At 42.4% G+C, this 23,205-nt stretch carries 18 protein-coding genes; 1 reads left to right on the forward strand and 17 read right to left on the reverse strand.

Annotated features, from left to right (window positions below):
* Positions 1 to 61: 61 nt before the first annotated feature.
* The 11 genes from DRED_RS10425 to DRED_RS10475 form a co-directional block, all read right to left on the reverse strand.
* The gene (locus tag DRED_RS10425; protein ID WP_011878281.1) at positions 62 to 997 is read right to left on the reverse strand and encodes a bifunctional riboflavin kinase/FAD synthetase; all 936 of its coding nucleotides are present in this window, start codon (positions 995 to 997) and stop codon (positions 62 to 64) included.
* 90 nt (positions 998 to 1,087) lie between these two features.
* Positions 1,088 to 2,020, reverse strand: coding sequence for a tRNA pseudouridine(55) synthase TruB (gene truB / locus DRED_RS10430; protein ID WP_011878282.1), 933 nt, complete (start codon positions 2,018 to 2,020; stop codon positions 1,088 to 1,090).
* A 1-nt stretch (position 2,021) separates the two neighbouring features.
* The gene (locus DRED_RS10435; RefSeq protein WP_011878283.1) at positions 2,022 to 2,993 is read right to left on the reverse strand and encodes a DHH family phosphoesterase; all 972 of its coding nucleotides are present in this window, start codon (positions 2,991 to 2,993) and stop codon (positions 2,022 to 2,024) included.
* Positions 2,986 to 3,348: a 30S ribosome-binding factor RbfA gene (gene rbfA / locus DRED_RS10440; protein ID WP_011878284.1), complete on the reverse strand. Its 363-nt coding sequence runs from the start codon at positions 3,346 to 3,348 to the stop codon at positions 2,986 to 2,988. The genes DRED_RS10435 and rbfA overlap by 8 nt, the downstream gene beginning before the upstream one ends.
* A 30-nt stretch (positions 3,349 to 3,378) precedes the next feature.
* A complete protein-coding gene (gene infB, locus DRED_RS10445; RefSeq protein WP_011878285.1) occupies positions 3,379 to 6,336 on the reverse strand; it encodes a translation initiation factor IF-2 in 2,958 nt (985 codons plus the stop codon).
* A 36-nt stretch (positions 6,337 to 6,372) separates the two neighbouring features.
* A complete protein-coding gene (locus DRED_RS10450; protein ID WP_011878286.1) occupies positions 6,373 to 6,684 on the reverse strand; it encodes a L7Ae/L30e/S12e/Gadd45 family ribosomal protein in 312 nt (103 codons plus the stop codon).
* Positions 6,685 to 6,951, reverse strand: a complete 267-nt coding sequence (gene rnpM / locus DRED_RS10455) for an RNase P modulator RnpM (RefSeq protein WP_011878287.1) — start codon at positions 6,949 to 6,951, stop codon at positions 6,685 to 6,687.
* Positions 6,952 to 6,963: 12 nt separating this feature from the next.
* Positions 6,964 to 8,118, reverse strand: a complete 1,155-nt coding sequence (gene nusA, locus DRED_RS10460) for a transcription termination factor NusA (protein ID WP_011878288.1) — start codon at positions 8,116 to 8,118, stop codon at positions 6,964 to 6,966.
* A gap of 22 nt (positions 8,119 to 8,140) precedes the next feature.
* On the reverse strand, positions 8,141 to 8,602 hold the full coding sequence (rimP, locus tag DRED_RS10465; RefSeq protein WP_011878289.1) for a ribosome maturation factor RimP: 462 nt from the start codon (positions 8,600 to 8,602) through the stop codon (positions 8,141 to 8,143).
* A gap of 341 nt (positions 8,603 to 8,943) precedes the next feature.
* A complete protein-coding gene (locus DRED_RS10470; RefSeq protein WP_011878290.1) occupies positions 8,944 to 9,975 on the reverse strand; it encodes a CehA/McbA family metallohydrolase domain-containing protein in 1,032 nt (343 codons plus the stop codon).
* A 159-nt stretch (positions 9,976 to 10,134) separates the two neighbouring features.
* The gene (locus DRED_RS10475) at positions 10,135 to 11,088 is read right to left on the reverse strand and encodes a polysaccharide deacetylase family protein (RefSeq protein WP_041274583.1); all 954 of its coding nucleotides are present in this window, start codon (positions 11,086 to 11,088) and stop codon (positions 10,135 to 10,137) included.
* A gap of 229 nt (positions 11,089 to 11,317) precedes the next feature.
* On the opposite strand from DRED_RS10475, the gene DRED_RS10480 reads away from it, so the two are divergent.
* Positions 11,318 to 12,607 (forward strand): L,D-transpeptidase, encoded by a 1,290-nt coding sequence (locus DRED_RS10480; protein ID WP_011878292.1) that lies wholly within the window; start codon positions 11,318 to 11,320, stop codon positions 12,605 to 12,607.
* 33 nt (positions 12,608 to 12,640) lie between these two features.
* On the opposite strand, the gene DRED_RS10485 is transcribed toward DRED_RS10480, so the two are convergent.
* From DRED_RS10485 to DRED_RS10510, 6 genes are all read right to left on the reverse strand, one after another.
* Positions 12,641 to 16,921 (reverse strand): PolC-type DNA polymerase III, encoded by a 4,281-nt coding sequence (locus tag DRED_RS10485; protein ID WP_011878293.1) that lies wholly within the window; start codon positions 16,919 to 16,921, stop codon positions 12,641 to 12,643.
* A 57-nt stretch (positions 16,922 to 16,978) separates the two neighbouring features.
* Positions 16,979 to 18,142, reverse strand: coding sequence for an MGDG synthase family glycosyltransferase (locus tag DRED_RS10490; RefSeq protein WP_011878294.1), 1,164 nt, complete (start codon positions 18,140 to 18,142; stop codon positions 16,979 to 16,981).
* A 13-nt stretch (positions 18,143 to 18,155) separates the two neighbouring features.
* Positions 18,156 to 19,865: a proline--tRNA ligase gene (locus tag DRED_RS10495; protein ID WP_011878295.1), complete on the reverse strand. Its 1,710-nt coding sequence runs from the start codon at positions 19,863 to 19,865 to the stop codon at positions 18,156 to 18,158.
* Positions 19,866 to 19,929: 64 nt separating this feature from the next.
* The gene (ispG, locus tag DRED_RS10500; protein ID WP_011878296.1) at positions 19,930 to 20,979 is read right to left on the reverse strand and encodes a flavodoxin-dependent (E)-4-hydroxy-3-methylbut-2-enyl-diphosphate synthase; all 1,050 of its coding nucleotides are present in this window, start codon (positions 20,977 to 20,979) and stop codon (positions 19,930 to 19,932) included.
* Between the two features lie 11 nt (positions 20,980 to 20,990).
* Positions 20,991 to 22,034 (reverse strand): RIP metalloprotease RseP, encoded by a 1,044-nt coding sequence (gene rseP, locus DRED_RS10505; RefSeq protein WP_011878297.1) that lies wholly within the window; start codon positions 22,032 to 22,034, stop codon positions 20,991 to 20,993.
* Between the two features lie 10 nt (positions 22,035 to 22,044).
* Positions 22,045 to 23,205 (reverse strand): 1-deoxy-D-xylulose-5-phosphate reductoisomerase, encoded by a 1,161-nt coding sequence (locus DRED_RS10510; RefSeq protein WP_041274584.1) that lies wholly within the window; start codon positions 23,203 to 23,205, stop codon positions 22,045 to 22,047.

Here is a 23,205-nt window from a genome sequence, read left to right on the forward strand (position 1 = left end):
CTGCCGGATGTAAACGTTAGGTACAATAAATATATGGGGATTTCTTCTTAATTATTCTAATTTACTCTGGATGGTCAAATCTGGCACTTAATACATCAGCCTGAATTTGATTAATCAGATCGTGGACAGAGTTAAACTTTTTTTCATCCCTTAGTTTACGAATATATTGAACTTTTATTTTCTTACCGTAGATGTCACCACAGAAATCTAATAAATGAACTTCAATATTGGTTCGTGGATTGTTGCCGTGAAAAGTAGGCTTTGTTCCAACATTAGCTACCCCCAAGTATGTCTCACCATCCAATTCTACATGAACGCTGTAGACCCCTTTGGCAGGTACCATCATACCATCAGGACAATCAATATTGGCCGTAGGAAAACCCAAGGCGTTTCCTCCCCTGCGATCCCCCGTCACCACAATCCCTTCTGTGAAGGGGTAATACCCAAGGTATCTCTTTGCAGCAATAACGTCTCCTTCTGCTAATTTGTTTCTTATGAGAGTACTGCTAACTACTTGTTCTCCTACCTTAACAGGTGGAATTACACTGAGTGAATAGCCGTACTCAAGGGCATAACTGCGAAGATCTTCTGAGGTACCGCTGCCTTTATAACCAAAGGAATAGTTGTATCCAACAACAATTCCTCGAACGTTCATTTCCTTAACAAGAATTTCTTTGAGAAATTCCTCTGGGCTTAAATGAGCAAGTTCCTGGGTAAAGGGTAACAGTATTAAAATATCCACACCTAGTTCCGCCATGATACGCTGCTTTGATTCCTGGTCTAACAGCATGGCAGGTGCCATTTCTGGTTTAAGAACCATTAGAGGATGTGGTTCAAAGGTTAATACCGCTGCTGTTCCGTTTGTACGACGTGCAACTGCCACAGCTTCACCGATGAGCCTTTGATGCCCGAGATGAATCCCATCAAAATTTCCTAATGCTACAATAATGTTAGGATATATATCTTTAAGCCCTTTAAGGCTTTTATAAACACGCAACTCTCTTACCCCCTGCCAACTGCAACATTCTGCCCCTATTTAATATAATACCTCACAGAATTCCGGTAGATCCATAAAATCATTCTGTATTTATGAAGCAAAAACCACTTCGGGTCTTAGAATTATGCGTTCCCCAAAATCGTTTACATCTAAAACGGGCTTATAAATACCTAACAATTCGTGATTTAGTTGAACTTGAACAAGACCTTCGGGCTTTAGGTATTCTAATCCTACTCTTACACCCGCCGGATACAGGGTTGCTCCGGAGCATACTGATTTTTGCGCAGAAGGATGAATTTCAACTATGGGTAAATGCTGAACAGCCTTAGCCATCGGGATTACTGCACTCTCTAGTTGGCTTTTGTCAGCTAAAGCTGCAATTTCCTCCAATGTATAAGCATTGTGCAAGCCAAAGGCGGCTACCCGGGAACGTAACAAAAAGGACATATAGGCGCCACAACCCAGTTCCTTGCCGATATCCGAACACAGGGTACGCACATATGTCCCCTTTGAACAAGCCACATCAAACAATACCCTGGGGTTTGGGGTTCCCCAATCCCAACTGTCTACAATATTCACCTGATATATGGTAACCGTTCTAGTAGGAACATCTACTATTATACCTTCCCGTTCAAGTTCATAGAGTTTTTTGCCCTTAACCTTAATGGCTGAGGCCATAGGCGGGGTTTGTTTAATCTCTCCCTGGAATTTGCGTAATTCACTGGAAAAGTCATCCAATTTTATGGCCGATGCATCGATGCGGCTAATAACATTGCCAAAGGCATCCTGACTGGATGTTTCAATTCCCAGAGTTATTTCAGCCCTATAAGTCTTGTCTCCATCTGTAACAAACCTAGCTAGTCGTGTAGCTTTGCCTACACATACTGGGAGAACACCCGATGCTCCAGGGTCAAGGGTACCAGTATGCCCACATTTCTTCACCCCAGTAACCCGTCTTACAAAGAATACAACATCGTGGGATGTCATTCCCGGAGGCTTTAAGATATTGATGACCCCATCCACCTTAACACCCCCGGAATATTTCTTGGGCTTCCTTGAGAACGACTTCCTTAACTTCCTGAAGTGTACCTTGAATGGTACACCCTGAGGCTCGAACATGTCCTCCGCCACCAAATTTTTTAGCTAAAAAGTTAACATCCACCGTATATTTAGACCGAAAACTAACCTTTACCTTTTGCTTATCCAATTCCCTAAAGGAAATAGCTAACTCAACACCCTTAATTTTACGGGGGTAACTTATTAGACCTTCTATATGCTGATCCTCAGCACCCAACGCATCAATTTTATCACGGTCAATACTTATCCAAGCAATGCGACCACAATCACTGACTTCAAGGCTATTTAAGGCAGCTTCCAATAATCTGATCGATTTCAGAGGCTGTTCCCCAAAAATCAGATTGGATAAACGGGAAACTGGAACTCCAAACTTCACCAGTTCTGCTGCCTTACTGTGGGTTTCTGGAGTGGTGTTTTCAAAACGAAATGAACCAGTATCTGTAACAATGGCTGTATAAAGATTGATGGCTATATCCAAATTGATGGAAACACCTAATAACTCCAGCAGTTCCATAATTATTTCCCCAGTGGCTGCTGCACTTGATCTTACGTAGTTATGGTGTCCAAAGGGCTGATCATTAACATGGTGATCGATAACTACCACTGGCAAACCTGAGTCCACTGTGGGAGTGATGGTAGAACCAAGGCGCTCCGGCACCGAACAGTCTACCACCACAAGTAAATCATATTTGCGATCAGGTACACTGCCCACAACAATCTCATCGATCCCGGGAAGAAATCGATATAAGTCCGGCAGTGGGTCTGAACTAACTATAGTTACCTCTTTACCTACAGATTGTAACCCCATACCTAACGCTAGGACAGAGCCAAGGCTATCACCATCTGGCATAATATGACCACACAGCAAGGGTCTACTTGACTTCTCCAGCACATCTGCCACTGTCCTCAAGTTATTCATGAGTTGGCTTTGCCTCCTGAGAGTTTATCTCATGAAGAATTTCAGCTATTCGAGTTCCGTGATCCAGTGAAGTATCTAATTTAAATATTAATTCTGGGGCATGACGAAGCTTAATCCTTCTTCCAATTTCAGAACGCATGTAACCAGCGGATTTTTGAAGTATACTCAATGTTTCTTGCCGGTGAGCATCGGAACCCATAACACTAATAAAGATTTTAGCAAAGGATAGATCTCGAGTAACCTCGACACCTGTTATTGTCACAAAACCTATTCTTGGATCCTTTATGTCATTTCTGATTAAATCTGCTACTTCTTTTTTTATAGCCTCAGCTACACGTTCCGGTCGGTGCGACATGCTAACACACCTCCTGTTGTTTGGTAGTTCTTAAATCTCCCGTTTGATCGCTTCCATTGTAAATGCTTCAATAATGTCACCTTCCTGCACATCATTAAAGCGATCAATGGTTAAGCCACACTCATAACCCTGGGCCACTTCTTTCGCATCATCTTTAAAGCGTTTTAGAGAGTCCAGCTTCCCTTCAAAGACAACAATTCCATCTCGAATAACGCGAACACTGGCATCCCTGACGATTTTACCCTCCGTCACATAGCCCCCGGCGATGGTACCAATTTTAGAAGCTTTAAATGTCTTACGAACTTCTACGTGTCCCAGTACAACCTCTTTGAATTCCGGATCAAGCAAGCCGCTCATGGCTTTCTTTACATCATCAATAACTTCATAAATTACCCGGTACAGGTTAATATCAACTTTCTCAGCATCTGCTAATTTACGGGCATTGTTATCTGGTCGTACGTTAAAACCAATGACAATGGCATTGGATGCAGTGGCCAGCATAATATCCGTTTCATTAACCGCACCAACACCTGTATGAATGAGATTTACCTTTACCTCTTCCGTGGTCAGCTTTTCCAAGGCTTGAGCCAGTGCTTCGATGGAACCTTGAACGTCTGCTTTTACAATGATAGGCAGTTCCTTTATCTGTCCTTCTTGGATATGTTTAAACAGATCATCCAGTGAGATTTTTGTAGAGGATTTGAGACCTTCTTCCCGCTTTCTAATCTTTCGTTTTTCGGCCACATCCCGTGCCAGTTTCTCATCCTCCACAGCTACCAGGATATCTCCCGCCTCCGGCACATCAGACAAGCCCAAAATCTCTACAGGTGTACTGGGTGGAGCTTTCTTAACCCGGCGACCTTTGTCATCGATCATGGCTCTAACACGTCCAGATACTTGGCCAACAACAATAGTATCCCCCACATTCAGGGTACCATTCTGAACCAGTACAGTGGCCACTGGACCTCTTCCTTTATCCAATTCAGCTTCCACCACCGTACCTCTAGCCATACGGTCTGGATTTGCCTTTAATTCATGTACTTCAGCCACAAGTAAGATCATTTCTAGAAGATTGTCTAAACCAGTTCGGTTTTTGGCAGATACTGGTACAGCAATGACATCGCCTCCCCAGTCTTCCACCACCAGTTCATGCTGGGTTAGTTCTTGTTTAACTTTATCGGGGTTGGCATCTGGTTTATCCATTTTGTTTATGGCTACAATAATTGGAACATTGGCTGCTTTTGCATGGTTAATGGCTTCAATGGTTTGGGGCATGACACCATCATCAGCTGCAACCACTAAAATAGCGATATCAGTAATTTGTGCCCCCCGAGCTCGCATGGAAGTAAAAGCTGCGTGACCCGGTGTATCAACAAATGTTATCTTTTTACCGTTACGCTCTACCTGATAGGCACCAATATGTTGAGTAATCCCGCCTGCTTCTCCAGCTGTAACATTAGTCTCACGAATAGCATCTAGCAAAGATGTTTTACCATGGTCTACGTGGCCCATAATGGTAACAACCGGTGGCCGAAGCACCAATTTATCTTCATCTTCTTCGGGTTCAGCCATAACCAAAGCTTCCTTATCAACAGCCACTTTGAGTTCGGTCTCAATACCGTACTCTCCGGCAATCAATGTAGCTGTTTCAAAATCTACTTCTTGGTTTATGGTAGCTAAAACACCTAGCCCCATCAATTTTTTAATGACCTCTGCAGCCGTTTTCTTGAGCTTTTCAGCCAGCTCTTGGACGGTAATAACCTCAGCTATTTGGACTGGCTTTTTGTCTAAAATTGGTGGCGGTGCAGATTGTTGATGCTGTCTCTTTTTATTCTTGTTGTTACGTCCTTTAAAGAGCTTATTTTTTTCAATTTGGCCATCTGCCCATTTGCCATCTTTTTCATAATTCTTACGGCGGTCGCCCTTTGTTTTATCCGGTGCCTTCGTTGGCTTGGGCTGCGCAACTTGTTCCGGTGGTTTAGGAATACTAGGTCCAGCACCTCGGTTTGCCCCAGGTCTCCCAGCGCCTTGGGGTCTGCCCTGACCACCCTGGGGACGGTCTCCATAGTGTCTGCCTTGACCGCCTTGGGGACGATCTCCATAGGGCCTGCCTTGACCGCCTTGGGGACGATCTCCATAGGGTCTGCTTTGACCGCCCTGGGGACGATCTCCATAGGGTCTGCCTTGACCGCCCTGGGGACGATCTCCATAGGGTCTGCTTTGACCGCCCTGGGGACGATCTCCATAGGGTCTGCCTTGACCGCCCTGGGGACGATCTCCATAGGGCCTGCCTTGGCCACCTTGGGGACGATCTCCATAGGGTCTGCCTTGACCGCCCTGGGGACGATCTCCATAGGGCCTGCCTTGGCCGCCCTGGGGACGATCTCCATAGGGCCTGCCTTGGCCACCTTGGGGACGATCTCCATAGGGTCTGCCTTGACCGCCCTGGGGACGATCTCCATAGGGTCTGCTTTGACCGCCCTGAGGGCGACCTCCATAGGGTCTACCTTGACTGCCCTGGGGGCGATTCGCCTGTGGCCTTCCCTGGCCACTCTGTTGGGCACTACCTTGTCTTGGTGCTGTTTGCTCATTCTCGCTGTTGGTTGTAGTTTTCGATCCTCTCAATTCCTGAGCAGGTTTTTGAGCTACCTTTGCTTTATCTTCATATCTCCGATCGGGAGGCCTGTTGGGTACTCTATCCACTAATCCTGGGCCCTTGGCATTATCGGGTCTAAATAACTGATCTTTTTCTTTTTTGTCTTCCATTCCTTGCCCCCTACCATGTTCTCTTTGAATTTGTTTATTTGCTGAATCTGATGATTTTTCCTGCTTTTTACCGTATTGATGATATACCTTTTCAACAGCATCATTTTCAAGTGCACTCATGTGTGATTTCACAGATATACCTATTTGCATTAATTTATTTATAAGTTCTTTATTCTCTATGTTAAGTTCCTTTGCCAATTCATGGACCCGTTTTTTGGTCATAGACACACCTCCAAAATTTCAGAACAATTATTATTTCTAAGCCTCTCCTCCTTCCAGCAGGCTTTCTATGCCTCGGGCGAAGTTCGGATCCATTATCGCTACGGCTGCTCGTGGGGACTTCCCCAATGCCGATCCTAACTCGTGCTTTGTAAAGGCAATTTTTGTAGTCACTTTTTTTGACTGACCAATACGAATATATTCTTGCTTTATTCTTTCAGATGTATCAGCAGCAATAATTAAAAGTTTAACCTTACCCTTTATTATATTCTCCCGAACAGCAAAATCACCTGACACGGTTTTCCCAGCACGCTGACTTAACCCTAAAAGATGAAAAACGGACCCGCTCACCTATTTCACCAGTCCTTGCTTAAGATTTTCTATAATTTCTGGTGATATGGCACATTCTAGAGATCGCTCCAACCTTTTACCTTTTATTGCCTTTTGTAAGCAATTAGCACTGGGACAGACGTAAGCACCTCGTCCAGATTTCTTTCCAGTGGGATCAATCTCCACCGTTTCCTGGGGGGTCCGCACCACCCTTGTCAATTCTCGCTTAGGCTTCATTTCCTGACAGCCAATACACATCCTTAGCGGAACCTTTTTGACCTTGGGCACTGCACAACCTCCTTACTCACCATTTTTCTCTTCGGACGAATCAACATGTTTGTATTCGTCCTCAAAGGTTTCTAGATAATTATCATCTGTGGAAAATCCATCGTTTTCCTCAGCATCATATTCTGGATAAATATCTGTCATCTGGGACTCACTTTTTATATCAATTTTCCACCCTGTCAGCTTTGCAGCAAGACGTGCATTTTGTCCTTCTTTTCCAATGGCTAAGGAAAGTTGGTAATCAGGCACAATAACTCTGGCTACTTTCTCATCTTCCCAAACTTCCACTGCCACCACTTTAGCTGGGCTGAGAGAAGAGGCTACATACTTTGATGGATCCTGGTTCCATTTTATAATGTCAATCTTTTCACCGTTCAATTCAGTAACAATATTTTGTACACGCATCCCTTTTGGGCCCACACATGCACCCACTGGATCAATATTTTCATCTTTTGAATAAACAGCAATTTTAGATCGATAACCGGCTTCCCTGGCAATGGATTTTAATTCAACAACTCCTTCTTGAAGTTCAGGGACCTCCAGTTCAAACAACCGCTTTAGCAGACCTGGGTGAGTCCTGGACACTAAAATCTGTGGCCCCTTTGTGGTTTTGCGAACCTCCACTATGTAAGTTTTCAACCGATCGCCGTGTCTATAATCTTCGTTCGGTATTTGCTCAGAAGGTGTTAAAATAGCCTCTGTTTTACCCAACTCAATAAAAACATTTTTATTCTCTATTCGTTGCACAATACCAGTAAGAATATCACCTTCACGGTTAGAAAATTCTTCAAAAATGATATTTCTTTCCGCCTCACGAATTCGCTGAACAACAACTTGTTTAGCCGTCTGCGCCGCAATACGGCCAAAATTTCTAGGAGTGACTTCATCTTCCACCACATCTTCCAGGTTGAACCGAGGGTCAATTTTTCTTGCATCTTCTAAGGAAATTTCAACCCGATCGTCTTCAACTTCCTCCACAACAGCACGCTGGGAATATACTTTATAATCTCCTGTATCTCGATCAATATGGACCCTTGCGTTTTGTAACGAACCAAAGTTCCGTTTATAAGCAGATAACAAGGCCGCTTCAATAGCTTCTAACAGCACATCCACTGCAATACCCTTCTCTTTTTCTAAATCTCTCAAGGCTTCTAAGAACTCACTGTTCACTTTTTTGCTCCCCCCAATAATATCAAATTTCTACTGCCAAACGTGCGGTGGCAACCTGTTGATGGGGTAATACAACCTGTTTCCCTTTAATCTCCAGGTGAATTCCCTCTTCATTATAGTCTAATAATTTACCAATAAAATTTTTCGAACCATTTATAGGGGCAAAGGTGGTTATGTTCACCAAATGACCATTAAATTTTTCAAAATCTTGTGGTTTCTTCAGCGGTCTTTCTATGCCAGGTGAGGATACTTCTAAAAAATAGGCCTGGGGCACTGGGTCTATTTCATCAAGAAGGGTGTCGATTTTTTCAGATACACCCTGACAGTCATCCAATTCAATCCCGCCGGGTTTGTCAATAAAAATCCTTAAATACCAGTTTCCACCTTCTTTGACATACTCAACATCAACCAATTCCAGTTTTGCCTCTTCTACAATCGGCGCTACAGCTTCTGTTACTTTCTCTACTACGGTACTCTTAGCCAAAGATAATCCTCCCTTAAACTTAGTAAAGTCGCAATTACCTAAACTAATACGAAAGAGTGGGAAAATCCCACTCCTCTCCTAAGCACAAATAATTGATACAAAATAGGCAACTAAAAAAGCATAATAAGTATACCATGGAAACAATTTCTTTACAAGCTTGCTGTTTGAGATATGAAAAGGTGCACCTAGTCTTATTTTCACCCTAGAATATTTAAATAAAATCTACAGAATTATCCTATCACTCCAGTATAAAATCTATACATCCCCTCTGGAATATTAGTCACTTCTTTTTGACAAAGGATTATGTGATTCGAAGCTACTTTAGAATCTTGAAATTGAGTTCAATTCCTTATATAAATATGATTTGAGAATATCCAGGGACGAGGTCTGACATGACCTTTATATACTTCCACCCTGTAGACTCCGGGATCAGGGTTAGGCAGTCGAAGAAAATTCGTTTTTCTTTGTAATAATAATTTACCGTCCTTTATTACTTTCATATGGGCCTTCGTCGGAAGTATTACGTTTAGTGACATATTGGGTCGTTGTTTCACCTCTTCTCCCATATGCCATTGGTTGTTTAAGTGCTGGAGATAAAATTGAAAATGCTCCACTCTTCCAGCACAATGATTAACAAGATAACTCCTGCCGCTTTTTATGGCAGATAAAATAATATGTCGATCCCTATGCACAATACCCTTTAAGGGTTCCTTGGCAAGTATATGGGTTCTGAATGTCTTAAATTGATACTTATAACTACTAAGTATATTAGGTATCCAACTCAACTGCCTTCCGCCATGGGCATCAACCCCTGCTATGGCAGGTACCGGCCTTTGTTTCCCCAAGCGATCCCATTTTAATAAGGTCTCTGAACGAGGGGGGCTAAGGGTTGCCTTTGGAAACAGAAAACTTTTTAACAGACCCTTTTTATTCTTAAAACTAGCCATCCATTGTGAAAAGTAATTCCAAATTTCTAAACCGACTGCATTATCCAGATCCCAGTCCTCCCAGTTCATTTTACCTGGAAACATAGGGTTTTCTTTATGATCAGGATGAGCTAAAAATCCAAAGCCGCCTTGCTCATAGACCTGACTAACGTATTGGTGGGGCAACAGCTTGTTACTGGGCACAGAGTTAATATCGTAGCATAAAAAATGGTTCTTCTTTGGGGTCACTTCAGATCCCACCAGAACCAACACTCCATGTAGGTATTGCTCACCTTCCCGGTGCAACCCCGCCAAGGTATCGTGATCATTTATTAGAATAAATTTGGCTCCTGCCTTTGAAGCCGCTTTGGCTATTCCTTTAAAGTCAGCAGAACCATCCGAATAAAATGAATGAATATGCACAACACCGGAATACTGATAAATCATGTTGCACCTCAGTTAATTAGTTTGCATGGTACAACAATATTTTAAAGCAAATGCATGAATATGTATAAAGGTAATATCTTGTATCTAAGCGAATCTACTTTAGTACAACATGATACTATTGTTTAAGCCCGGTCATAGACCGGGCTTTAGAGTGCAAGATTATTGTATTTCTTCCAGGCCACAAAAACGGTAGCCCTCATCCCTGCATTCTTGAATTAAGCTACCAAGCATATCAGCATTTGCCTTGTTAACAGCATGAAGCAAGATAACTGCTCCGTTATGCAGACGTTCTTTTACTGTGTTCTTATTTTGCTCCGGGGTCCCTGCATCCGGTCGCCAGTCCACCATGGCAACAGACCAAAAGACATTTCTGTAGCCCATTTCATAAGTCAACTTTAACGTTCTTTCACTGTATTCTCCCATGGGCGGGCGCAAATATTGCATTGTTGCTCCGGTTTCCTTGGTAAATGCATCGCTTAAAGAATTAATCTCTTTTTGCAAAGTAGCATCACTGACCGTAGGTAGACTGGGATGATTATCTGTATGATTGCCCACAATGTGTCCTTCTCTTACCATTCGTTTGACCAGTTCAGGGTTTCTCCGAAGGTAATCACCTGTAATGAAAAATGTCACCTTAACATTGGCATCCCTTAGAGTATCTAAAATTTTTGAAGTATATCCATTTTCATAGCCTTCATCAAAGGTCAGGTACAAATTCTTGCCACTAATATCTCCATGGTAAATACCGCGATATTTTGCCAGTGACTCTTTGCCACGGTTGTTTACCTCCGGTAATTGATGCTCTTTATTGGGCTTATAATACCAACCCATCTTTTCATTGGCATAGGTTGAGGAAACTACCTCCTTTGGTTTTTGCGGTTTTACAGTACTTTGGTGTTTATCCTGATTAGTATCTTTTTCAACGGTCTTTTTATTTTCTTTGTCATCCATGGTGGGGTCAATTTTTGGGGGTGTTTCCGTTGTCATGGTAGACTCTTGTACAATTTGTTTTTCAACCGAATTGGTAGTTGTACTTTTATAAACCAACACCCCGGAACCTAGAATAATCAATATAGCTAAAATAAATGTAGTAGTCTTTTTCCCTTTTCCCATTTGTCTGTCCTCCTCAGAAAAACTAGGCTTCCGATAATTCTTTAGCACACTCACAAGCACCCAGCGTACAAAGGGTAAAAGCGTATAAGATAAATCTATTATTACCCTTCTTTTGAAATATAGTCATAAATAGCCTTTTTTAGCAATATATAACTTAACAATAATATCTAAATACAAAGATCCCAATTCTTTAGATTTAAGATACTTGAGCCTGCTGGAGGTTCGTAAAATGATTATCCAAATCAGTAAAAAAAGAATTGTTCAAGTTGCCCTTGCAATTATCTTAACTTTATCTTTATGGATTACCATAGGCTTTTGGGTAAGTCATCGTGTTCACGACAGCCCGGAAGGTAGGGTCGTAGTAACATTTAATTTTCTGGCACCCATGAAACCTTCTGCAACGGAGGATTTAATTATTACAGAGGCGGATAACGGCAGAAAGGTTCCCTTCACACATCAATGGTTAACAGCCAGTAAGCTTCAAGTTACCATCTCGGAAACACGTTACCCACTGGGACGTAAATATTTTTACCACTTTAAATTATCCCCTGCCATGATCTGGCCATTTTACGTATGGGCTGCCGGTGAATTCCAAGGAAAAGTTAAATTGCGCTTTGTCGGCATCGACTCCAAAGGAACTGTCCCTTCCAGAGGACCCATTACTTTACAGTTTAACACTAATGTACAACCGCAGAAAATATCGAATTTTGTTTTTGGGCCAGTTCCCGGAAAAATAATACCGTCTAAAACCAATCTTACCGAAAAAAAACAAATTTTGGATTATAGTCGTTGGGAATATTGGCCCAATAAAAAACTAAACAATCTATGTCGCTACTCAATGGACATCAAAGCTGGTCTCCCCAGTCAAACTGGAGGTAAACTGACCCACTCAATAAAGGCTGAATTCGTAACAACCCCTGAATTCTTAATAGAGAAAGCTCTACCTCAGCCAGGGTCAGATAGTGTTTGGTTAACTAGGGAAATTCTTTTACAAACAAACCAGCAGTTAAAGTCCGGACATGTTTATATCAAGGATCTTTCCGGCCAATGCCAAATTAAGGGCAATACAATTCGCTTTATCACTGATAGGGTAATGATGCCTGGTAAAAAATACACAGTCAAAGCAAATCTTACCTCTACCAGCAACGAATCACTAGACTTTACATACTCTTTTTCAACTACGAACCTTGGTCATAATCGCTGGTTAGAATTAAAGTTAGATCAAACCCCAGTTCTATGGCTTATGGAGGGAAATAGGACTTTACATAAAATGAATGTCAGAGTGAAACCGGATCGAACCATTCCCCGGGGTACTCTTTATGAACTAAGACGACACTCAGAATCCCCCTGGATGCATCTGAATGCGGATATTCTCTTGCATCCTCTGTCAGAAAATGTGGCTGATAATCACGATCAATTGAATTTACCAAAATCCTACAGTTGTATTTACCTGCAAGAAAAGGATGCCAAGAAGCTTTTTCATGCATTACCCCCGGGCTTTATGCTAATCTGTCATTAAAAAACCCTACAAAATTTGCAGGGTTAGATTTTTTTAAAAAAGAGACATTTGATCTGATTCCTGCAGGTTGTTCAAACAACCATGGTTTTGTAAAACTTCAATCACCGTTTTCGATATTTTAGCCCGGTTTCTCAGATCATCAATGGAAGTAAAGGGTGCTTGTTCCCTGGCTGCGACAATATTTTTGGCAGCTGAGGCCCCCACACCCTGTAGCCCACCAAAGGGAGACAATAGTCCCTCAGGGGTTATAAGGAACTTTGTAGCATCGGATTTTTCCAAATTGACAGGTAATATCTTAATTCCACGACAGTTTGCTTCCAGCGCTACCTCTAAGATAGTTAACATATTCTTTTCCTTTTGAGATGCCGCGTTGCCCTTTTCTTCAATTTCCTCAATTACCTGTTTAATCTTGTTAGGCCCCGAAACCATTAATTCAGCATCAAAGTCATCTGCCCTCACTGTGAAATAAGCTGCGTAAAAGGCCTCCGGGCGGTAAACTTTAAACCAAGCAATCCGAAAAGCCATCATCACATAGGCAGTGGCATGTGCCTTCGGAAACATGTATTTAATTTTACGACAGGATTCAATATACCACTCTGGCACCCCTTGGGACCTCATAGCCTCTGCATCCTCTTCTTTAACCCCTTTACCCTTCCTCACGCCCTCCATAATCTTAAAGGCTTGTTTAGGGGGTAACCCCTGATAAATTAGATAGACCATAATGTCATCACGGGCGGAGATAGCTTCAGAAAGTTTACAGGTACCTTCCTTAATTAGATCCTGTGCATTATTCAACCAGACATCTGTACCGTGGGAAAAACCCGAAATACGGACCAGTTCAGAAAATGTCGTGGGCTTTGTATCGACCAACATCTGGCGAACAAATTTAGTACCAAATTCCGGAATCGCATAGGTCCCCACCTGGGAACGGATATCCTCTGGTGTAACTCCCAGAGCATCTGTAGATGCAAATAAACTCATGGTTTTTGGGTCATCCAACGGTATTTCTCTGGCATTAACGCTGGTTAAATCTTCCAACATACGAATCACTGTAGGATCATCGTGCCCCAGGATATCAAGCTTAACTAAACTATCATGAATGGAGTGATAGTCAAAATGTGTTGTTCGGGTATCGGATTTTACATCATCCGCAGGTCTTTGAACCGGTGTAAACATGTGCACATCCAGACTATTAGGAACGACCATTAGGCCCCCTGGGTGCTGACCGGTTGTTCTTTTTACACCAGCACAGCCCAGAACCAGTCGCTTCATTTCGGCACTTCGTTTTTTAATATTCCGTTCTTCAAAGTAGTTTTTTACAAAACCAAAGGCTGTCTTTTCAGCGATTGTACCTATAGTACCTGCTCTATAAACGTAATCCTTTCCAAATAATTCCTCTGTATATTTATGTGCTCTGGGTTGATAATCTCCGGAAAAGTTTAGATCAATATCAGGAACTTTATCCCCATCGAAACCAAGGAACACTTCGAAGGGAATATCATGCCCATCCTTTATATAGTTTGTTCCGCATTTAGGACAATTTTTATCCGGCATATCCGCACCACAACCTGCTGAACCATCCATTAAAAACTCACTGTTTAGGCAATTGGGACATCGATAATGAGGAGGCAGGGGGTTTACCTCCGTTATATTGGTAAAGGTTGCCACAAGGGAGGAGCCTACTGATCCCCTGGATCCTACTAAATATCCGTCATCCAGGGATTTTTTAACTAACTTATGAGCAATTAGATATAAGACTGCAAATCCATTGCCTATAATGGACTTTAATTCTTTATCCACCCTTTGTTGAACCACCTCCGGTAGTGGTTCGCCGTATAATTCCCTAGCACGTTGTAATGTCATATCTGTAATTTGTTGTTCTGCTCCCTCAATGTAAGGAGGGTGTAATGTGTCTGGAATTGGTTTAAAAGCTTGTATCATGGAAGCTATATTCCTAGGATTGCTAACAACAACCTGGAAAGCCGTCTCTCTGCCTAAGTAAGAAAACTCCTTAAGCATCTCTTCTGTGGTTTTAAAATATAGTGGAGCCTGATTATCTGCATCATCAAAACCTTTACCTGCCATGAGGATTCTTCTGTATACTTCATCCTCTGGATTAAGGAAGTGTACGTCCCCGGTGGCTACCACAGGGATACCTAATTTACTCCCCAATGCAACAATTTTTCTGTTTATTTCCTTTAAATCTTCTTCGCCGTTTACCTGTCCTGTGCGAATCATAAACTCGTTATTGCCTAAGGGCTGAATTTCCAGGTAGTCATAAAATGAAGCAATGTCCTCCAGCTCTTCCTGTGATGCACCTGCCATAAGGGCCTGGTAAAATTCCCCTGCCTCACAGGCAGACCCTATCAGCAATCCTTCTCGGTATTTTACTAACTCCCGCCGTGGTATACGGGGCTGGCGGTGAAAATACCGGAGATGAGAAAGGGTGATCAGTTGATAAAGATTTTTTAACCCTACCTCATCCTTCACCAATATGGTCACATGTCTTGATTTAAGTTTCTCTTGATTGACTCCCTGGCCCATCCCACTTAAGGTTTTTACGTCAGAGATCTCTTGTTCAGCTAGCTTTCGCAAAAAAATTTGCCATAGTTTGGCGGTAGCAGACGCATCATCCACTGCACGGTGATGATTGGTCAACTCTATTTTAAATTCCTTCACCAGGGTATTTAGCTTATGGTTTTTAAGATTAGGGAACAATACCCTAGCAACACCTAGCGTATCAATAGCAGGGTTTGTCACTTCCTGTTTCAGATATTTACGCAAACCAACCCTTAAAAAGCTAAGATCAAAGGAGGCATTGTGAGCAACCAAAACAGCCTCTCCCATAAACTCACTCAGTGCAGTCAATGCTTCTTTCCCATCTGGGGCGTCCTTTACCATTTCATCGGTTATTCCGGTAAGTTTAGTAACTTCAAAGGGAATCTCTTTTTTGGGGTTGACAAGGGTACCAAAACGACCGACTTCTTCACCGTTTAAGTATTTTACAGCTCCGATTTCAATAATCTCATCAGTTTGCGGAGAAAAACCCGTTGTCTCAAAATCAATGATAACATGTTCAGTCCCCTGTAAAGGAACGTTATGTTTCATACTAACCACAGTGGCAATTCCGTCGTCAATCAAATAGCCTTCTACACCATAGATGAGCTTTATGCCCGCCTTTTTGGCTGCTGCATAAGCCTCTGGAAAGGCCTGCACAACACCATGGTCCGTAATAGCCACTGCAGGATGTCCCCAGGCCGCTGCCTGTTTAACAGCATCAACAGCACTCATGACACTATCCATAGAACTCATCTTTGTGTGCAGGTGGAGTTCCACCCGTTTGTCCGCTGCTTTGTCATCGCGATTTGTTACTTTAGCTGTGCCTAGATTAATGTCGTAAGCCATCACGGTTAATTCTTGGGAAAATTTGTCATACTGTACAGGTCCGCGCACAATAACCCAGCTACCGTTTTTAAGTCTTTCACTGGTTTCTGTATCGTCTTCTTCCAAAAATTTTTTAACCTCAATGGAGTCCGTATTGTCAGTAATGTTAAATGTTAATATTTGACGGCCAGATTTTAGTTGTTTAATTTCTACATCAAAAACTTTACCCTCTACAATTATGTTTCGTTCTTCTTCGGTAATTTCATGAATGGGTTTAGGCTCCCCTTTAATTGGTTTGCCAATTATTATCCCATCATCAAGATTCCCCGTTGCGCTACCATTTTTCTTTTCCTTTTGCACACTTACCTTTTCCGCAGTAAGTTTTTGCCAGAGGATTTTTTCCATTTCATCCTGGGTTTGGCACCATTCATCGTTGGTATCAGCATTTTGCTTCATCAGAAAAAGTACCTTGTATTGAAGACCGTAGATATTTTTTATACAGCCTTCCAGAAACAAGTCACACTTTTTACCCCGTAGGAGTTCCAAGCTTACTTCATCGGGCAAGGTAATTTCTAATTTTTTTCCCTTGCATTCCCACTGGGTATTCTGTAACCAACAACGGGCCACCGGGAATTTTTTAATCAGTTCTTCTTTCAGGTATTCAAAATTTATTTCTTCACCCATAGATTGGGTTGAGACAAACTGAAAATCTACCTCTAATAAAACTGGCCCCGGTGTAATGGTAGCCAGGGCCGACTTTAAAGAATTTATTTCTTCATTGGATATTTGCCGGTGTAGGTTTAGTCTTAACCTCCACTGCCTCTTACGAATGTTAACAGCTACACTGACAACCTGAGTATGTTTTGCAACTTCTAAAAGATTCTTCCCTATTTTTTGATCATCCAACACATCGATGAGTGAAACTGCCATTGGAACCCTCCATAACTACAACTACTGCCTGGCAATTTGTATCGTTATCCTTCGTATCTACTCAGATACCATATGTTTTGTTTTATAGGTCGCACACAGTTCTTCCATTACTGTTACGGCTGCTTCTGCAGATCGTGGCCGACCAATTTGTTTTGCCGCATCAGCCATCGATTTTTGTATCGCGACATTACTTAAAAATTCTTTTACTCTATGGACTAAATCTTTCTGTCCCCTAACCAGTCGAGCAGCCCCCATGCTTTCCAGAAATTCTGCATTACGCTCCTCCTGGCCAGGTATTGGATCTGTGATAAACATAGGTAAACCAGTGGCCATTGCTTCCGCCGAAGTTAACCCCCCTGCTTTACCGATCATTAAATCACAGGTGGCCATTAAATCTTCAATATTGTTTATATAGCCAAGTACCTCTACCTTCCTGGACAATGTAGGCTGTAGCTTTATTAGTTTATTACGCAACTGCTCATTTCGACCGCAAACCACAACCATTTGGCAAGGTAAACCAGAACTAGCCAGTTCCTTTACTATATCCCCCAGGGGGCCCATCCCTAAACCGCCGCCCATAATTAAAACGGCTGGCAAGTCAGGTTCCAAATTCCAACGATATCGCAGTACACTTTTATTCTTAGGGATAGCAAATTTAGGATCAATGGGAATACCAGTAGCTTTAATTTTGTTGTATTGTATACCATGTTCTGCAAAGGACTTAACCAATGGATCAACTGCTACCAAATAGTAGTCCACATCATTAAACAACCAGAAAGGATGAACAGTAAAATCAGTAATAGCTGCAATAATTGGTACCTTGCATTTCCCTACACTTTTCAAATGTGTTAATATGCCCAACGGAAAGGGATGAGTGCACATGATCGCCTGTGGCTGCATCTGATCGATAAAAGTGACCAGTTTGGGAGCAGCCAGGCGGTTCATAATTCGATTAAACTCATTTTTAGCAAAGCCAGAAAAGGGCTTCTCCTTTTCTGCTTGTCTGTATAAATAACCATAAATGATGGGAGACATTTTGATAATTTCCATGTAGGTTCCCAGTACTACTTTTTCTATAAGAGGGCTGGCATAACGGAAGGTATCAAGAATGATAACCTCAGCCTTGGAATTACGGCGAATAATTTCTTCCTTGACAGCCGCTGCTGCCCTCATATGCCCTTCACCGGCAGAGACCGACAGTACCAGTATTTTGTTTAGCATCTTATATATGCACCTACAGTGTTGGTAAAATTTCTAATATCTTAGGCACAGAATCTTTAACAGAAACTAGGTCTGTTTGCCCGGAACGGCGCTGTCGAATTTCCACTACGCCTTCGGTAACAGCTTTGTTACCAACCACAATTCTTAATGGGTAGCCGATTAGGTCAGCATCTTTAAATTTCACTCCGGGGCGTTCGGAACGGTCGTCCAGAATGGTTTCTACACCAGCTTGATTAAGTGCTTTGTAAAGTTCCTCAGCAATTTTCATCTGGTTATCGTCTTTCGGAGCTACAGGAATAACAATGGCCTGGTATGGTGCAATGCTAGCAGGCCAGATAATGCCATCTTTGTCATAGTTTTGCTCAATGGCTGCTGCCATAGTACGACTTACCCCAATGCCGTAGCAGCCCATAACAATGGGCTGTTCCTTACCGTTTTCATCCAGAAAAGTAGCCCCTAAAGCTTTACTGTATTTAGTACCTAATTTAAAGATTTGACCAACTTCAATGCCCCGGGCCTCCAGTAGCTGTGCGCCACACTTAGGGCAAGGCTCTCCTGCCTTAACCATACGAATATCTTCTACGATTTCTGGCTGGAAGTCCCGCTTAGGGTTAACATTAATCAGGTGAGCATCCTGTTTATTGGCCCCTACAACGGCGTTAACCAGGGCCATTACTTCCATGTCAGCTACAATACGAATGTTCTCCAGTCCCACAGGACCCACATAACCAGTGGGAGCACCTGTCACTTGCTGAACCGTGCTTTCATCGGCCAGATCGAGGGTCAACGCCCCAAGGACATTTAACAGTTTAATTTCGTTTACATCACGATCACCACGAACCAGTGCTGCTACAACTTCTTTATCAGTTTTATAAAACATAGTCTTAATCACTTGGAAAGGCTCGACACCCAGGAACTTTGCCACTTCCTCAGCAGTTTTTTTACCGGGTGTACTTACTTCCTGCAATTCTAGCTGTTGAATTGCAGGATCAAGGCCAGCGGCTGGCAGTGTTGTTGCCTTCTCAACATTGGCCGCATAATCACAATCAGAGCAATACAAAATAGCTGCTTCGCCTGATTCCGCTAACACCATGAACTCATGGGTGCTACTACCGCCGATTGCACCGGAATCAGCCTCAACCGGTCGAAACTTCACACCACAACGGCTAAATATGCTTGTATATGCTTCATGCATCTTTTGATAACTTATATCCAGTCCTGCTTCGTCTCTATCAAAGGAATACAAGTCCTTCATAATAAACTCTCTGCCCCGCAGCAAACCAAAGCGAGGTCTGCGTTCATCCCTATATTTATTTTGAATCTGGTATAGTAACAAGGGCATTTGTTTATACGAACGAACTTCTCCACGTATTAAAATCGTAATAACTTCTTCATGGGTGGGTCCCAAACAGAAATTACGATCGTGGCGATCTTTAAGACGGAACAACTCCGGACCGTACACATGCCAGCGACCGGACTCTAACCACATCTCCGCAGGTTGAATGATGGGCATTAACAATTCCTGCCCACCCTGCTTGTCTATTTCTTCCCGAATAATTTGCCTTAACTTTTTGAGAACACGTTGGGCTAATGGCAGATATGTATATACACCGGAGGCTGTTTTACGAATAAAACCAGCTCTCAGCAATAGTTGGTGACTTACCACTTCGGCCTCTGCCGGAACTTCCCTTAAAGTTGGAACGAGCATTTGACTAACACGCATATTAAGATCCTCCTGATATATTTAGATAGTCATATTGCGACATTAGATAGATGTTCATGAATAGTTAAAGATTCTCTATTTCTTTCAGCAACTCTTCTAACAGTTGGTCTTCGGGAACCTGTCGGATTATTTCTCCCTTGCGAAAGATTAGCCCCACCCCTTTGCCACCTGCTATCCCTATATCTGCTTCCCTTGCTTCGCCGGGCCCATTGACAGCACAACCCATCACAGCAATTTTAATGGGTTTGTCCACTGTAGCTATTCTCTGCTCAACCTCTTCAGCCAATTTTATCAGATTAATTTGCGTTCTCCCACATGTAGGGCAGGAAATCAGCTCAGCTCCCCGCCTGCGTAGTCCCAAGGCCTTTAATATTTCCCATGCTACATTCACTTCGTATTTAGGATCACCGGTGAGAGATACTCGAATGGTATCACCTATCCCTTCAGCAAGCAGGGCTCCGATTCCCACAGCAGATTTTATGGTACCACTTTTTACCGTACCTGCTTCGGTTACACCCACATGCATTGGGTATTCTACCCTGGCAGATAGTTTACGGTAAGCTTCCAGCATAAGAGGAATATTGGAAGCTTTTAGTGACACCTTTATTTCGTTGTAGTTTAATTCCTCTAATAGCCTAATATGGTTTAAGGCACTTTCCACCATCGCATCCGGCGTCACTCCGCCATATTTAGTTAGTAATTCCCTTTCCAGGGAACCAGCATTTACACCAATGCGTATTGGAACTCTTCGTTCCCGGGCCGCTGCTACAACTTCTTGTACTTTTTCCTTTCCACCTATATTGCCAGGGTTGATTCTTAAACCATCAACACCAGCCTCTATAGCCAATAGGGCCAGTCGATAATCAAAGTGAATATCAGCAATTAGGGGTATACTAATACCTGCTTTAATAGTTGGTAAAGCTTCGGCAGCTGTTTTGTCCGGCACAGCTACTCTGATTACTTCACAGCCCACCGCAGATAACTCGTTAATTTGATCAATTGTAGCAAGGGCATTCCTGGTATCCGTATTTGTCATGGATTGTACAACAACAGGTCCACCCCCGCCAATCTGTACTTTACCCACCATAATTGGTCGTGTTATTTTAGAATTCATGTTATCCTCCGCTAACGATTACCAAACATTAAATTAACAATATCGTTATATGTGATTACCACCATCAATAGTAATAATAGTCCAAAACCGATAAGATGAATAAAGCTTTCTTTGGATGGTTCCACTGGCCTGCCGGTTATTTTTTCCCAAAGCAAAAATAATACCCGACTGCCGTCCAGAGCTGGTATAGGTAAGAGATTAAATAAGCCCAGATTAATACTTAAGAATGCCGCCAATTGCATAACCTGAAATATACCAAACTCTGCTGCCTTACCAATTTCATTAACCACACCTACGGGTCCTGCTAAATCAACAGGGGCCTGTTGCGTAAACATTTGACCGATAAAAGAAAGAATTAACCCTGACACCTGAATTGTAAAACTTGTTCCAGCCGCTAAAGCAGCCAGCGGATTAAGTTTTTTCATCAGTGGCTGAGTTGGTTTAATACCAATTTTATATTGACCTGACACATCTTTGACAGTGGTTAAGGTTAATTTTACCTGTTCTTTTCCTCTTTGGATTGTTAAATTAAGGGATTCTCCAGGATGTTTATTGGTTTCTGCAACCAACTGGTTCCAATCCTCCACAGAGTTATCATTTACAGCAACAATTCGATCCCCCACTTTAAGACCTGCTTTTTCAGCTGGAAACCCTTTAATCACCTCGCCTACTTCTGTTGTGGCATAGGGCATCCCTTGAAGGGTAAAGATGACTGCAAACAAAACTACTGCTAAAACAAAATTCATGAGGGGACCTGCAATAATTACAGATGCCCTTTGTAAAGCTGTTTTGAAGTTAAAAGTACGATCAAGTGGTATCCCTTGATCGTCTTCTTCATTGGGGTCCATCCCAGCCATTCGAACAAAACCGCCCAATGGCAAAAGGCGAAGATTATACCTGGTCTCACCCCGGTTGAATCCAAAAACCTTAGGTCCAAAACCCAAGCTAAATTCGTGAACCATGATTCCTACCTTCTTTGCTACCAGGAAATGGCCTAGCTCATGGAAAAATATTAATAATCCAAAGACAGCAACCGAAGCGATAAATGTTTGCATAACTTCACCTCTAACAATTTCTAATGATTTTGTTTGCCTCTTCCCTTGCCCAACCATCAATTTCAAGAATCTCCTCTAGGACAGGAGACCCCTGAAATTGATGTTCGTTTAAAGTTCGTTTAACAATGGAGGGAATTTGCATAAATTTTATTTGTCCCGCCAGAAATGCATGAACAGCTACTTCGTTGGCAGCGTTTAAAACTGCCGGTGCTGTACCTCCTATTTTCCCAGCCTGATAAGCCAATGACAGGGAAGGAAACCTATTTGTATCTGGTTCTTCGAAGGTTAGCCCCTTAAGTTCTGTTAGATTTAACTTAGGTAAATGGTTAAACCAACGTTCTGGGTAACTAAGGGCATATTGAATGGGTATTCTCATATCTGGCATGCCAAGGTGAGCAAGCAATGAACCATCGCCATATTCAACCATGGAATGAATAACACTCTGGGGATGAACCACTACATTAATATCGTCGTAGTCAACACCAAAAAGCCATTTGGCTTCTATAACTTCTAATCCTTTGTTCATTAAAGTAGCGGAGTCGATGGTGATTTTTTGTCCCATGGACCAATTGGGATGTTTCAGGGCCATCTCTGGCGTGACATTTTCAAGTTCTTGTCTGTTTAATTGGCGAAAAGGACCACCAGAGGCTGTCAGTTGGATTTTTCTTATCGCTGATCTATTTTCCCCATGTAAGCACTGCCAAATAGCGGAATGTTCACTATCCACAGGTAAAATTTCAACCTTATATTCTTCTGCCAGTTTAGTAACATATTGTCCCGCTGCCACCAGAGTTTCTTTGTTTGCCAGTGCAATTTTCTTACTTGCTTTGATGGCAGCACAGGTGGGAACTAAACCAATGGCCCCACTTAGCGCGGTTACAACTACAACTGCTTCATGACAAGTGGCCACCGCCACCAGACCATCTAAACCATAACGAATTTCAGGCCTTAACTTCTCCTTTATCAGATGCTCTTTAAGCCAAAGAGCATCTTCTTCTAACTGAAGGGAAACTAAAAGGGGTTTATAGGCTTTACATTGTTCCAAAAACAACTCACGGTTTCTGCCTGCAGCTAAGGCTACCACATTAAGTTCTTCCGGGAAACTATTTACAACTTCCAGGGTCTGCCTGCCAATCGAGCCGGTACTTCCTAAAATAGATATCTGTTTCAT

Source organism: Desulforamulus reducens MI-1 (genome assembly GCF_000016165.1).
Taxonomy (GTDB): Bacteria; Bacillota; Desulfotomaculia; order Desulfotomaculales; family Desulfotomaculaceae; genus Desulfotomaculum; species Desulfotomaculum reducens.